Source organism: Sulfuriroseicoccus oceanibius (assembly GCF_010681825.2).
Classification (GTDB): Bacteria; Verrucomicrobiota; Verrucomicrobiia; order Verrucomicrobiales; family SLCJ01; genus Sulfuriroseicoccus; species Sulfuriroseicoccus oceanibius.
In genome coordinates, this window is sequence record NZ_CP066776.1 from 133,507 (window position 1) to 146,701 (window position 13,195).

At 60.9% G+C, this 13,195-nt stretch carries 12 protein-coding genes; 1 reads left to right on the forward strand and 11 read right to left on the reverse strand.

Annotation, left to right across the window (positions count from 1 at the left end):
• Position 1 precedes the first annotated feature (1 nt).
• The 6 genes from G3M56_RS00540 to G3M56_RS00565 all read right to left on the reverse strand — a co-directional run bounded on the left by G3M56_RS00540 (position 2) and on the right by G3M56_RS00565 (position 8,083).
• Positions 2-895, reverse strand: a complete 894-nt coding sequence (locus G3M56_RS00540) for a DUF58 domain-containing protein (protein ID WP_235203502.1) — start codon at positions 893-895, stop codon at positions 2-4.
• 14 nt (positions 896-909) lie between these two features.
• The gene (locus G3M56_RS00545; RefSeq protein WP_164364986.1) at positions 910-2,355 is read right to left on the reverse strand and encodes a hypothetical protein; all 1,446 of its coding nucleotides are present in this window, start codon (positions 2,353-2,355) and stop codon (positions 910-912) included.
• Between the two features lie 35 nt (positions 2,356-2,390).
• A complete protein-coding gene (locus G3M56_RS00550) occupies positions 2,391-3,380 on the reverse strand; it encodes an ABC transporter ATP-binding protein (RefSeq protein WP_164364985.1) in 990 nt (329 codons plus the stop codon).
• Positions 3,381-3,437: 57 nt separating this feature from the next.
• Positions 3,438-5,135, reverse strand: a complete 1,698-nt coding sequence (locus G3M56_RS00555) for a hypothetical protein (RefSeq protein WP_164364984.1) — start codon at positions 5,133-5,135, stop codon at positions 3,438-3,440.
• Positions 5,136-5,171: 36 nt separating this feature from the next.
• Positions 5,172-6,188: an AAA family ATPase gene (locus tag G3M56_RS00560; RefSeq protein WP_164364983.1), complete on the reverse strand. Its 1,017-nt coding sequence runs from the start codon at positions 6,186-6,188 to the stop codon at positions 5,172-5,174.
• Between the two features lie 473 nt (positions 6,189-6,661).
• Positions 6,662-8,083 (reverse strand): DUF4175 domain-containing protein, encoded by a 1,422-nt coding sequence (locus tag G3M56_RS00565; protein WP_164364982.1) that lies wholly within the window; start codon positions 8,081-8,083, stop codon positions 6,662-6,664.
• Positions 8,084-8,217: 134 nt separating this feature from the next.
• Here G3M56_RS00565 and G3M56_RS00570 point away from each other — a divergent pair, with 134 nt between their 5' ends.
• Positions 8,218-8,694, forward strand: coding sequence for a DUF971 domain-containing protein (locus G3M56_RS00570; protein ID WP_235203503.1), 477 nt, complete (start codon positions 8,218-8,220; stop codon positions 8,692-8,694).
• 621 nt (positions 8,695-9,315) lie between these two features.
• Here G3M56_RS00570 and G3M56_RS00575 read toward each other — a convergent pair.
• From G3M56_RS00575 to G3M56_RS00595, 5 genes are all read right to left on the reverse strand, one after another.
• On the reverse strand, positions 9,316-9,648 hold the full coding sequence (locus G3M56_RS00575) for a zinc ribbon domain-containing protein YjdM (RefSeq protein ID WP_164364981.1): 333 nt from the start codon (positions 9,646-9,648) through the stop codon (positions 9,316-9,318).
• 160 nt (positions 9,649-9,808) lie between these two features.
• On the reverse strand, positions 9,809-10,687 hold the full coding sequence (gene tsf, locus G3M56_RS00580; protein ID WP_164364980.1) for a translation elongation factor Ts: 879 nt from the start codon (positions 10,685-10,687) through the stop codon (positions 9,809-9,811).
• Positions 10,688-10,820: 133 nt separating this feature from the next.
• Positions 10,821-11,516, reverse strand: coding sequence for a 30S ribosomal protein S2 (gene rpsB / locus G3M56_RS00585; protein ID WP_164364979.1), 696 nt, complete (start codon positions 11,514-11,516; stop codon positions 10,821-10,823).
• A 219-nt stretch (positions 11,517-11,735) separates the two neighbouring features.
• Positions 11,736-12,701, reverse strand: a complete 966-nt coding sequence (locus G3M56_RS00590; protein WP_164364978.1) for a GTP-binding protein — start codon at positions 12,699-12,701, stop codon at positions 11,736-11,738.
• Between the two features lie 80 nt (positions 12,702-12,781).
• Entirely contained in the window at positions 12,782-13,183 is a 402-nt protein-coding gene (locus tag G3M56_RS00595; RefSeq protein WP_164364977.1) for a hypothetical protein, read from the reverse strand.
• Between the last annotated feature and the right edge of the window lie 12 nt (positions 13,184-13,195).

Here is a 13,195-nt window from a genome sequence, read left to right on the forward strand (position 1 = left end):
GTTAAAAGGCGGCGGGGATGAGCAAATCGCGACGTGCGAGATCGTTCAGCATCTGGGGCAGAGGCGGCGCCGAATCGACCCGCGCCAATGCCACGCCCTGGGTGGCGCACACCTCGGTCCAGAGGGCAAAATGGTTGCGGTAAGCTTCGAGGTACTGACGCAGAAAGGGTTCGTCGGCACGCTTGACCACGCGTTTGGCGGACTCCACGTCCTCGAACTCACAGGCACCTTGCCAACCGGGATCCGACTCGCTGCGGTCGAACGGACACAAGATCATCGCCTCACTGGCACCGCGCGCCAGCGTGCGCACCAAACCTTCCGGAGATCCGGGAAACAACAAATCACTGACCAGCACGCGAAGTGCATTCGGCCGCCATTCCACCCGGGAGAAATCGGGCAGTGCAGGCTCAGCGGGACCGTCGGCATTCACCGGCGACCACGCGGGATCGCGCACGGTGGCGAGATCGACCGGCGTGACCTTGCCGCCGTCCACGGACCACAGCCGCACGACGGCGCCTAGGTCATCGGCGGACGCGAGGCAGAAGCGGACGCATTCCAGCGCCCGGGTGAGCTTGGCGTCGTTGAGCGCCATCGAGGCCGAGGCATCAACCACCAAGTCCAGCTGCGGCCGGACTTCCTGTTGGAAGACCTTCATGGTGAGCGCGCCGGTGCGGGCGAAGGCAGCCCAGTTGAGGTGGCGCGGATCGTCGCCTGGGTGGTAGTCGCGGTGGTCCTGGAACTCGAGCGCGCCGCCGCCATCGCGCCCGACCATGTCACCGCTCGGGCCACGCTTGAGCTTGCGCGCAAAGGGCAACCGGAAGCGCCGGGCGGCATCGAGCCCCGCTCGTGATGCCGCCAACGCGCAGTCGGAATGCGATGTGGAATGAGAAGCCAACAGATGCGCGGGTTTTAGGCTTCAGACTCGGGAAGAGCGCGGGCATCCGCCAACTGCTTGCGGAACTTCTCGCGGAACCCTGCCCCCACAATGACAAAGATCGTCGCGGCAATACCCAGGTGAATGCAGCTGGCGACGATCGATACCGCGGTGTCGCCGCCTGAGCCACCGGCCAGAACCATGTTGGTGTATGGGTTCAGCGCAAGCAGGCCCTCTACATCCGTGATTCCTGCCAGGATGCCGATCAAGGCAGCCGTTGCCGCGACCACCACCTGACTGAGCAGGTAGTAGTTGAACGGGAATTGACGGGCTTTTGGCAGCAGCACCGCCAGCGCACCTGGCACGAAGATTGCCGCAATTGCAGCCAACAGGAAGCCCCAAGCCTCATCGTCGAAATCCGGCACACCAGCCCGCAGGTCGGAGGTCAGCACAGCGGTGATGATCACCACCAGCACGGTCATCAGCGCGGCAAACGCCCAACCAAACGGCCAGCCCGGAGCCAGCACGACACCGAGCTTCGAGCGCTTGGCAAACTGACGCGCCGTGCGGATCGACGTCCCAGCAGGGTCGACCAAACAATCGATCGTCGTGACCGCCCCGACAAAGAACAACGGGATCAGCAAGAACGCCTCCTCGAATGCGACCGTCACGTTGTCAATCACCACACCGGCGGCGCAGATCAATCCGACCACGAGGAACGCGATCACGCGGCGTCTGGTCGAGTGGTTTTCGGTTCCCGGCAGCGCGATCTGGGACGCGCCCGCAGAGAGCAAGTAGTAGATCAAGAACGCGCCGATGAAGGTCGAAACACCGAGAGAGATCAGCAATGTCTGCGGCTCCAAAAATCCGGAGCTTCCCATGATCATCGAGCCACTGATGCCCATCACTGTGAATTGGAAGGTGAAGAGGAAGATTCCGATGGTCGCCAACGTGCGCACCACGACCAGCGTCACCACCGAGAGAGCCACGGTCACCGCCGTCAGCACGAGACTGAAAACCGTCAGTAACAGCAACAACAACACATTCTGAGCGAACTCAAAGCCGCCGAGGAAGTGGCCAAGCACCATGTATGGCAGCAGCGAAACCGTGATCAAAAAGGTCTGGAACGCCAAGGCCATCCACTTGCCAAACAGAATCCGGAATGCGTTAAGCCGCGTCAGCTGGATCAACGGCAAGGTCTCGAGCTTGCGTTCCTCTACGATCGCGTTGGTTCCGCGCATCGGCTGGATGAGCATCAGAGTGAGCGCCACCGGGAACCACACGGCATTCATCACCGACTCCCCGGAATCGAACAAAATCGCGCCGCCCAAAAGCAGTGTGAGCGCCAGGATCAGGCAAAGGTAGGTCGCGGTGAAGCCCCGCATTTTGAGACCGCGGCGCAGGTCTTTGACCAACGCCGGGTCAAACCAATCGGGGAAATCCCTCAAGTCGTGGGATGGGGCAATAGATGTGTCAGACATAGAAGTGAAAGCTGAATTCTTGGGAAAGGGGGCGGTTACGCGTCGGCGGTGACGGCGGCAGCGGGGACTGGAGGCGGCGAGGCAGCCGGCGACTGCAGCATTTCAATGAAGGCATCCTCGAGCTTGCGGGCCTCGCGGTGGAACTCGGACACCGGCAGACCGTCCTGCACCATGCGGCGCAACACCGCCGCGGCGTCGGATGGCTCGTTATGGTCCAGCGCCAGGCGCACGCCGCCCTTGATCTCCTCGACCAACGTCACGCCCGGTGAAGTTTCACACCACGCGGCGATGCGGTCGACGGTGTCGGCAATCTGGACGCGGTAGGTGATGGCGGCGCCGGCACCGTGGAGCAACGATTCGGCGGAGCCGTGGTGGATGATCTCGCCATTGTTGATGAACAACATGGAGTCACACATTTCCGACAGCTCGGCGAGAATGTGGGAGCTGATGAAGATGGTCTTGCCTTCGTCCGCCAGCAGACGGATCAGGCGCTTGAGCTCGACGCGTGCCTGAGGGTCCAGACCGGCCGCGGGCTCGTCCATAATCATCACAGCCGGGTCGTGGATCAACGCACGGCCGAGGCAGAGGCGCTGGCCTTGTCCCTTCGAGAGCTTGTTGGTCATGCGTTCGGCCAGCGGCGTCAGCCCGGTGAAGTCCATCACGTCCTTCACCCGTGCCACGCGGTCGGCCTTGGTGAAGCCCAGGGCCCGGGCGTAGAAGTCGAGGTACTCGACGATGGTCACGCCATCGTATGCGCCGTAGCTATCGGGCATCCAGCCGAGGGCGTCGCGGATCCTGTCCGGGTAGACGGCGGCATCGTAGCCATTGATGAGAGCGCGCCCGCTGTCCGGCTGGTCGAGAGTGGCGAGCATCCGCATGGTGGTGGTTTTGCCGGCACCATTGGCACCGATGAACCCAACCACGCTGCCTACCGGCACCTCGAAGCTCACGTTGTTCACCGCCCGTACCGGCCCGAATGAGCGGACCAGGTTCTCCGCGACGATGGCATTTTTCGTTGTCGACATAACAATCTGAAAATCTAGTAAATGATTCATTTCCCGCGGTGCGGGAGTTGGCCGCTCTTACTCGGCGATAGCAGGTTGGAGAAGCACCACAGGTGAGGTCTCCCAATCGATCGACCCGAGCGTCTCGATGCACAGCTCGGGCGCGTTTTGACTGAACGCCAACAAACGTCCGCCACTCACCAGGTTGCGCAGCACGCCGGTGGTCATGGCGCCGGTCATGTGGTCGCGCAGCAAGCCTCGCACTTCGCCGCGCATCGCATCGAGCTGGCAGCGCTGCAGCGTCACCTTGGCGCCTGGCTCCACACTCGCAGTCGCCATGTAGGGCACCCCGAGCTCATCGACAAAGCCCACCCAGTTCAAGGTCGAGCCGGTCGTGTTGACCACGGTGCGTGATGCCGGAGCGACTTGAGGCGCCAGCCCCGCACCATCGACCAATGCCAACCGGTTGCGCGACGGCACGGCGCTCACCACGGTTTGCACCTGCTTTTCACGCGAGCGGAACCAATCGCCACTGAACTCACGCCCGGACGCTTCGTTCAACTTGGTACTGCCCGACGAGCGCCCCCCGAAGATCTTAACACCCGAGCCCTGGGATTCCGTCATCGTCGCGTGGTCGAAGAGCATGGTCGGCTCCTCAGTAGAAAAGCTCGATCCAAACAACGCGCCGCAGAGGCTGCTTTGCTGTTGCACCACCGACGCCCGGGCCGAGTCCGGATCCAGCGACACCACCGCCACGCGATGGCCGCTACCGCCGATGCCGTCGGCCACGAAAATCGCCGCGGCAAACACAAGACTCGCTCCCAGCGCGATCACCGGAACCGTGAAGAACAAACGGTGACGACGGTTGCGGGTGAAGGCGAACAAATTGAACGGCCCGATCAACGCGCCCAGCACGACTACGCCAATCACGGTCAATGGTCCTGCAGGCTCGGACGGCTGAATTCGCGAGGCCACTTCGGGAAGCCCTTGCTCAATCGCGGACACACCTCCCGAGCTCCTGCCTGTGAACGATGCCTCGTTGACCAATGCCACGCGCCCGAGACCATAACCAGCGGAACGTTGATCCCCACGGATCATGCCCAAACCCAGCAGGCTCGCGCTGGTGTCTTGCGCTGCGACAATTTCCAACTCACCGCCGGATCGGGCGTAGTCGAGCAAGGCATAACGCACCGCCGCACTGAGGCTTTGCCATTCGGAGGAATCGAGCGTCACCTGCTCGAAGCCGGTGAAAATGCGCCAGTCCGCCGGCAGCCGCGCCGGGTCAAAGCTGTGCCATTGATCGAGATCTTTGCTCGCATCGAGCACGAGCTTGTCGCTGAATGCCTGAGGCTTGATGCTGCCGCTCGAGCTTCTCGCGGTACCGTAGTCCCACAGCATCTCCCCGCGGTGCTTCACCCCGACCTGGTAGCGGTTGTAGGGGTCACTATGGTCGTTGAAACGCACAGGCAAAACCACCAACTGAGGCGACGAAGCATTCTGCAGCTTCTGCGAACCATTGACCTCGACCTCATTGCGGTGGCGGAAATATTGGTAATCGCTCGACTGTCCCATCACCTCGATCGGCTCATCGGCACCCACTCCGCTCACCTTCACCGTAAACGCGGCATAGCCACTCTCGGGAACCGGGTCGATCACAGGCTCCAGGCGGTAGCTGGTGAGTCCATCGCGACCGGTCAGGGTCGAAGCGGCAGCCCCGGCGTTGGCGAGGGTGAGCACCAGCGTAGCCGCGACCATCAAATAGTTTCGAATCATCATCTTATCTTCTCTTCGTGGATCAAAAATTTCCCGACTCTAGGCGGGCTCGAGCGCTGCGGGCGTGCGGTCGCCGGTCGGCGTGACTTCGGTCAACAGGTCGCGCACCACCTGGGTGGTGGTTTTGCCGGTCAGGCGAGCGTCGTAATCGATGAGCACGCGGTGCGCCAACACAGGAACAGCAACCGCTTGCACATCCTCGTAACTCGCATTGACCCGACCCATCATCACCGCCCGCGCCTTGGCCGCAGCCGCCAAGCCAATCGCCGCCCGCGGACTCGCCCCGATGCGCAATGCATTCGCCGCCTGGCTTTGCCCGCGATGCGTCCCATCGACCAAGCGCGCAATAAATGACGCCACCACCGGCGGCAGATACACCCGCCGCGCCAACGCGATCAGCTCGCGAAGCTCATCCGCGTCGAGCACGGCGTCGACTTCCGGCTCCGCACCGAGTTCGCGACCATTCACAATCATCTCGAGCGTCGCCACGTCCGGACGCTTCACATCGAGCTTGAACAAAAAGCGGTCGAGCTGCGCCTCCGGCAGCGGATACGTACCCTCGAGCTCGATTGGGTTTTGCGTCGCCAGCACGAAAAACGGATCAGGGAGCTGGTGGGTGTTGCCCAACACGGTGACCCTGCGTTCCTGCATCGCCTCGAGCAATGCCGATTGCGTTTTCGGGGACGCTCGGTTGATTTCATCGGCGAGCAACAGATTGGAAAACACAGGCCCGTGCTGGAACACAAACTCACGCCTACCATCAGCGGACTCCTGCAGCACCGGGTTGCCCGTGATGTCACCCGGCAACAAATCCGGAGTGAACTGCACCCGCCGCGTCTCCAGCGACAGCGCTTTGGCCAAGCCTTTCACCAGCTCGGTCTTGCCCAGGCCCGGCAATCCTTCAAGCAACACATGCCCGCGCGCTAACACACAAGTCAGCACTTGCTCGATCAATGCTTCCTGACCAAACAACACCTTGCCCAGCGACTCGCGCAATCGGTTCATCTTCTCCGCCGCCGCGGCCAGCTCATGTTCGTTCGGATAGTTGTCGCTCATTGATTTTGGGGAAATAGGAAGGCCTCACGAAGGAGCACCTGCGCCGTTAGCCGTGCATCATCTACAGACCAGCGGCAATGTGAAGTCCACATCTAGCTAAATTTTGTACTCGGCGTCGATCTGACCGCGAGTGCCCCCCGTCATCCCACCACGAGCGCCTCGCCCGATGAAACGTCCCTACAGGACGAAATATCTATAACCACACCCCACCCAGGACCATGTCCTGGGCTGATATGAAAGGTACGTTCCGCACCTCAACACCCGCCCGCGCAGCCATCCCAGACCACCGTGGCTCACAACCCAACGCACACGTTCACAACAACCGCCAACACAAACCACCCGCGAAAAACGACTCCCCACTCAGCCCCCCGTGCCAACGGCACATCTCATACCAGCCAGGGACGCAGTCCTTGGGAAAACGCCACCCCATTATCATGTCCTGACAGGACATCTCATCCGTGCCCAGCCCCGACTCACTTGAAATACCCTTCGAGCAAATTCTGCTCGTCCGGACTCAGCGACTGACGCCACACGCGATCACCGCCCTGCCCCTCGGCGGCGGCTTCCCCACCGGCGCGCGGACCAACCTCCACTCGCTCGACCTCGCGGTTCTCCAGCGTTTCACCGAGCTTCTCGCCTGGCTGCATACTTCCGTCGCCCTTCAAATGTTCGTCACGCGTCCCGCGCAACTGGCTTTCGTCTTCCTTCAGTGACATCGGCGCATCGCCGCGCCCGCGGGTCACACCGCCCTCACCTGGCTGGTTTTCACCATCACCTCCAGGCTGCCCCTCCCCCTCGCCGGGACCGCCACCTTCCTGCTCTAGCAACTGTTCCCACAGCGGCTTCTCGCCCTGCCCTTGGCCGTCCCTCTGCTCTCCGGCTTTTTCCGCCCACTCGCGCAAGTCATCCGCCAACTGCTGCGCCTGCTGGGGGTCCATGTTGCGCAATGCCTCGGGCGCCGCTTGCTGCAACCGTTGGGCCAACTCCGGATCAAGCCCCAACGGCTGGTTCTGCAACTGCTCAATCGCTTGCTGCATCTCGCGCGCCAACTTCTCCCGCGTGGCGTCGTCCAGCTCCTCCATTTCATCGCCAAGCGCACCGGCCAAACGTGGCACCAGGTTCCCCGCTCGCGACAAGTTCTGCTCCATGTTCTCCAACCCGGCGTCCAGCAACTGCTCAATACGGTCCGACGTCTCAAGTGACGCGTGGTCGAACCAATCCCCTACCGGCCGGTCTTCCAGCCGCTCCATTTCGCGCTGCAACGCCTCGATCCGCTCGGGATCCGCTAATTCGTCGAGCACATGATCGGCGAGCACTTCATTGATCCGCTCCCACACCGCTGGTCGGTTCGCCACCGGAGCCTCCGCATCGACCGACGCCACAGGCACCACGCCCGCCAGCAGGAAAAACAACATCGGCACACACAGCATCGCCAGCGTGCGACCTATCCGCCAGCGCACCGGCAGCTTGTGGTCGCGCGACGTCGCATTCGGGTCAGGCCACGCTCCCACGCCCGCATGCGCGGTGGTCAATGCGTTGTGCAAAGAATGCCCGGCATCCAGCTTCGCCAATGCCTGGTCGCTCGTGATAAACCGCGCCGACGCCCGACGCCACGACACCAACGCCGCCACCACCAGCAAGCCAGCAGTTCCCGCCACCGGCCACCACCATACCAAGTCCTCGACACGGTTGCGCAGCAGCAACCACACCACTCCACCACACAGCAACAGGCCAACCCACCACGGGATGAAGCTCGAAACCCACCACGCCAGGTTCACCCGACGCTTGAGCCGCGTGCCCAGCGTCGTCCAATAATTCCCACGCACGGTCGACGACGATTCGCAAAATTCCTCGCTGGACGACCATTGGGATGATTGGGGGGAACTCTCGGACATGGAAAATCGGTAGTGATGATGACGCGCCTCTACGCTCGGACATTAGCCTGACGCTTGATGGCACATCAGCGGACTAACAGAACGAACCACAAAGACTGCGGCAGACGCCAGCCTTTCCTTCATCTGATCCCACCATGGCCGCAAAAACGCGCGGCTTCCACACGCCCACCGGCAAACACATCCGCCCGCCGCAGCGCAGCTCTGCTCAATCCAAGCAACTCGGGGGTGACAACACGGGAATTCGAGGGAATGATGCGCGCATGGCAAACTCGCTCTTTCCGCAAACCATTCAAGCCATCGGCAATGAAATCGCCATCATTTGGAATGACGGCAAGGAAGACTATTTCCCGATGTCGTTGTTGAGGGAGAAATCCCCATCGGCAGAGAACACTGGGGAAACGGATCTGCTCGGCAACCGAATCGGCGGCCCGACCGGCCCTCAGGACCACAGTAATGTCACGGTCACCGGATGGCAGATCGTCGGCGGTTACGCGGTCGCGTTCAGCTTCAGCGACGGCCATCGCACCGGGCTTTTCGGCTTCGACTACCTGCGCGCCATTGCACCGGACCCGGACGGCCCGCAACCATGCAAGCCGTGCCACGACGAGTAATCACTCGCTACCGCACGGTTAGACCGCCGTCTCGCTCCTCTGAATCGGCGCAAGCTCCCATCGCGAAGCGATGCCTTCCCGGTTAGCCCCCATTTTCAACTGGGGGTGCGCTCGCCAAATCGACCTCGCGCCGAAGGTGCGGTGTAGATCGCTCAGAATCGCGTGGGATAAACCGTCCCTCCGGGACGAAACATGCCTAGCTGCACCGCCCTGCGGTTAAAACCGCAGGCTAACCAGTAAACCGTTGCTCAGCAACGCACGCCCCATAGCACCCATCCAATTCCGATGGGCACCCGCAGCAGACATTCGCCTGCATCCTCGCCGCACCGAGACGCCACGATCCGGTTTCAGTCGCCCCGTCTTCCTCGCGCGGAACGCTCTACAATGGCCCACTGAAACCAGATGGCGGCACCCAAAGACCCGCTCGCACAGCCCCTCATCAGCGCCAGCGGCGCAACACAACACAGCCCATGGCAACGCCATGGGATATCGCCCGCCAAATCAACGAGCCCCGCAGGGGCGGCATAATAAAACTCCCGCCGTCTCGCCCTCTCCTAATTCGGAGCCAGGCGCAAAAACAGGCAATCACTGAAATCTACAAACAAGCAAACTTCCCCCGCCCTACTTCATCACCTTCTTCACGAACTGTGCTTTGAGACCAATGGAAATACCGTCCATCTTACAACTGATCTCATGGTCGCCATCGACGAGGCGGATCGGCTTTGATTTGGTGCCGCTCTTGAGCACCTTCGACGTACCGGTGAGCTTCTTGTCCTTGATCATGGCCACGATATCACCGTCGGCCAGGACGTTGCCGTAGGCATCCTTCACCACACGGGCCTCAGGCCCGCTTTCCTCCTTCGCCCACTCGTGGCCACAGGTCACACATTCGTACTTGTCGGGAAGGTCGAGCACGTCATCCATTGTGCACATCGGGCAGGTCATCTTTTCCATCACGCAAAGAAGCACCCACCGCTGTCGCGGGCAACAACCAATCCCCTGTTGCCCCAGCGATGGTTCCCACCACCGACAATCAGATCAAAAAAATGCGCCCGGCCGGCACTGAATGCCAACCGGGCGCAAAATAGATATCGGAGATCCGACAAGGGGAGGCTTAGCCACCCACTGCGAAACGCACGAAGCGCTTCACGGTCAGGCTGCCGCCAGCTGCCTTACCGGTGGTCTCAACGAGCTTACCAACGGTGGTGTCAGGGTCCTTAACGAAGCCCTGCTCAAGCAAGCAGATCTGAGCGAAGAACTTGTTGATCTTACCGTCGACGATCTTGTCGCGGATCTGCTCAGGCTTCGACTTCACTTCGTCGGAGTCAGCAAGGATTGCGCGCTCCTTCTCGACTTCCTCAGCTGGGATGTCTTCGCGAGCGATGCCCTGTGGGTTGATCGCAGCGATGTGAAGGGTGATGTCCTTGGCGAGGGTGCGCACAGCGTCGTTGTCGATCACTGCCACCGAGTCACCGACGAGCTCAACGAGCACGCCCACCTTACCGCCCATGTGGAGGTAGCTGGTAAGCGATCCTGCTTCGCTGGTCTGGAAACGAGCGACGTTACGGATGACGATGTTTTCACCGACTTCAGCGATCTTTGCTTTGACCACTTCTTCGATGGAGTCACCGCTTGGGTGCTGCGATGCGAGGAATGCCTCGACGTTGTTGTCGGCACCGTCGCAGTCGAGAGCAAGCTGGGTGATCTCGGATGCGAAGTTCTGGAAGTTGTCGTTCTTGGCAACGAAGTCGGTTTCGCAGCTCACTTCAACGAGCACAGCGGTCTTGCCGTCAGCGGAAACCGCAGCATTGATGGTACCTTCAGCAGCAACGCGGTCAGCCTTCTTACCAGCTTTGGCGATGCCCTTTTTGCGGAGGATTTCTTCTGCAAGATCCAAGTCACCCTCAGCTTCGGTGAGTGCCTTCTTACAATCCATCATGCCTGCGTTCGTCTTGCGACGCAGCTCCATAACCTGTGATGCGGAAATAGCCATAGTTCTGTGAATATTGGGAATGGTTGGTGGGGTAACTAGTGCCACCCTCTCAGGGCCGAATCAGCCCACAAAAAAGAAACATGCCGCGCCGGCGGGTGGAGAAGCTCCATCCGCCGGCGGGCGAAGAATCCAATTAGGCAGGGACGACGTCCTTGCTGTTGGCGATGATCTGGTCGGCCAGGTTCTGAAGCAGAACGCGGATCGAACGGATCGCATCGTCGTTACCCGGGATTGGGTAGTCGATCTTGCCTGGGTCGGCGTTCGAGTCGACGATCGCCACCACAGGAATTCCGAGGCGGGTCGCCTCAGCAACTGCGATGCTCTCACGAGCGGAGTCAACGATCACGAGTGCGTCTGGAAGACCACCCATGTCACGGATACCTGCGAGGTTGCGGGTAAGCTTCTCACGCTCACGACCGAGGGAGGCGAGCTCCTTCTTGGACATCGACTTGAAGTCAGGCGACTTCTCGATGTTCTCGAGGTCGTTGAGGCGCTTGATCGAGCCCTTGATGGTCTCGAAGTTGGTCAGCATACCACCGAGCCAGCGGTGGTTGACGTAGAACTGACCGCATGCTTCGGCAGCCTGGCGGACGGACTCCTGGGCCTGGCGCTTGCAGCCGACGAAAAGGATCTTCTTGTTCTTGCCAGCGAGTTCACCAAGGAACGCGGCAGCTTTGTCGAGGCACTTAACGGTTTCTTCAACGTTGATGATATGAATGCCACCGCGCTTCTGCAGCAGGTAAGGCTTCATCTTCGGGTGCCACTTCTTGCTCTGGTGACCGTAGTGGACACCGGCTTCGACGAGTTGTGTAACGAGATCGTTGATCATAGTAGGGTTCCTCCTTAATTCAGGATGGATATTGGTTTCCGAAGCCCGTCGCGTTATCTCTTTCCCACGGAAATGCGCGCCGAATCGGCACTCAAACCCGCGGGGCTCCGGTAGTTTGCGACGGAAAGAGGGACGGCACCATTGGCCAGCATCCCCCGTAGCGCAACCGAAAATCCTCATCATCAAGGAGCCAGACGCACTACCCGCCCCCAACCTCCGTCAATCCGCCGCCTCAACCGCAGCCAACGTGGCCAACTGCGCATCGATTTCCTCCATCGGCAACCGCGCGCCAATCAACACCATCACCGGCCCGGTCTGCGGCTGAACTTCCAACGGAATCACCGTCGGCTTGCGCTCACCTTCCACCCGCTGGAACAAATGCGGTGCGCCTCCGTCCTCGAAAAAGCACACCCCTTTCACCCGCACCACCTCATCGGGCATCTCAGCCACCAGGCTCACCAATGCATCGCGGTCGACGACCGGCGGCAAGCTCCGCTCGGCACTGGCAAAATGGTGGTCGGAGTGATGATGGTGGCCATGCCCGTGACCACCGCAGCACTCGCAATCGTCACCGTGAGATTCCACGACCGCCCGTGGTGCGTCCATCGAGCCCAAGCGCTCCGCCAATGGCGCAACCTCACCGTGGTAGATCTCGGCGCCCATTTTCTCCAAGGCCGCCACCACCTGGTCGCGACGCTCGGGCTTCACCTCATCCACCCGCGTGACCCAGGCCAACCCTGCGGTCACCAATTGGCTACGTTCCAAGCGGTTGTGCCAAAGCCTGCGCTGCCACCGATTGGCATCGACCGTCGAAACCTGCACAGGAGGTGAAAAGCGACCAGCCCGACGGTCCATCGCCAACAACTCCACCAGCTCAAGCGCATCGGTCGTGCCATTCGCCTCAACCAACACCATCGTCCCCTCCTCCTCGGGGACCCGCTCGAGCGCATCGAACAGCTCGTCACGCGAATCGCAACAAACGCAGCTCCCGTGGATCGGTTCTACCAAATCCGTCAGCGCAGCCAACCGTGCGGAGTCCACATCCGCATTCTTGTAGTCATTCAAGATGACATGCGGACGCCGCCCCATCCCGCCAAGCACCGGCAACAACTTCTCCAACAAGGTCGTCTTGCCCGAACCAAGAAACCCAATCAACAAAACCAACGGTGTGCGCGCTTGCTTCATACCCGCATTTCATAATGCCCAGCCCCACACCGACTCAACCCCAATCGCCCCGCCACGAGAGAATCCACCCGCGCTCCACATCAATGCACTGCGGTGATATTCCGCCGCACACAGTACATCGCCCGCGCCCAATCGGAGCGGCTGACCTCGTAGTCGGTACTGCCCGTGTCGCGCTCGGCCGCACCGACCTTCTGCGCCTCGAACTCATAGACCGTCTGAACCAACTCCTCGAACAACGAGGAAAGGTAAATCCCTTCCGCAGACCACATAAAATGAGGCGCACGCTTGCCGCTGCTCACGGTGGACACCGCACTCTCAATCACCTTAGCCACCCACTCAGCCTGGAAAAACAATCCGGCATCGGAGGCACTGGCGTAGAACTCATCCAAAATCTGGTAGATCCGCTCGACGATCGGCACGGACGGATCTCCGTCCCGACGCAGCTCGTGCAGCAGGTCAATCCGTAGTAATGGCCGAATCATAAGACGAGAAGG

Coding starts and splice junctions, on each gene's coding strand:
- G3M56_RS00545 (WP_164364986.1), bottom strand. CDS start 2,355: ATGTCTGACACATCTATTGCCCCATCCCACGACTTGAGGGATTTCCCC.
- G3M56_RS00550 (WP_164364985.1), bottom strand. CDS start 3,380: ATGTCGACAACGAAAAATGCCATCGTCGCGGAGAACCTGGTCCGCTCA.
- G3M56_RS00555 (WP_164364984.1), bottom strand. CDS start 5,135: ATGATGATTCGAAACTATTTGATGGTCGCGGCTACGCTGGTGCTCACC.
- G3M56_RS00560 (WP_164364983.1), bottom strand. CDS start 6,188: ATGAGCGACAACTATCCGAACGAACATGAGCTGGCCGCGGCGGCGGAG.
- G3M56_RS00565 (WP_164364982.1), bottom strand. CDS start 8,083: ATGTCCGAGAGTTCCCCCCAATCATCCCAATGGTCGTCCAGCGAGGAA.
- G3M56_RS00570 (WP_235203503.1), top strand. CDS start 8,218: ATGGCCGCAAAAACGCGCGGCTTCCACACGCCCACCGGCAAACACATC.
- G3M56_RS00575 (WP_164364981.1), bottom strand. CDS start 9,648: ATGGAAAAGATGACCTGCCCGATGTGCACAATGGATGACGTGCTCGAC.
- tsf (WP_164364980.1), bottom strand. CDS start 10,687: ATGGCTATTTCCGCATCACAGGTTATGGAGCTGCGTCGCAAGACGAAC.
- rpsB (WP_164364979.1), bottom strand. CDS start 11,516: ATGATCAACGATCTCGTTACACAACTCGTCGAAGCCGGTGTCCACTAC.
- G3M56_RS00590 (WP_164364978.1), bottom strand. CDS start 12,701: ATGAAGCAAGCGCGCACACCGTTGGTTTTGTTGATTGGGTTTCTTGGT.
- G3M56_RS00595 (WP_164364977.1), bottom strand. CDS start 13,183: ATGATTCGGCCATTACTACGGATTGACCTGCTGCACGAGCTGCGTCGG.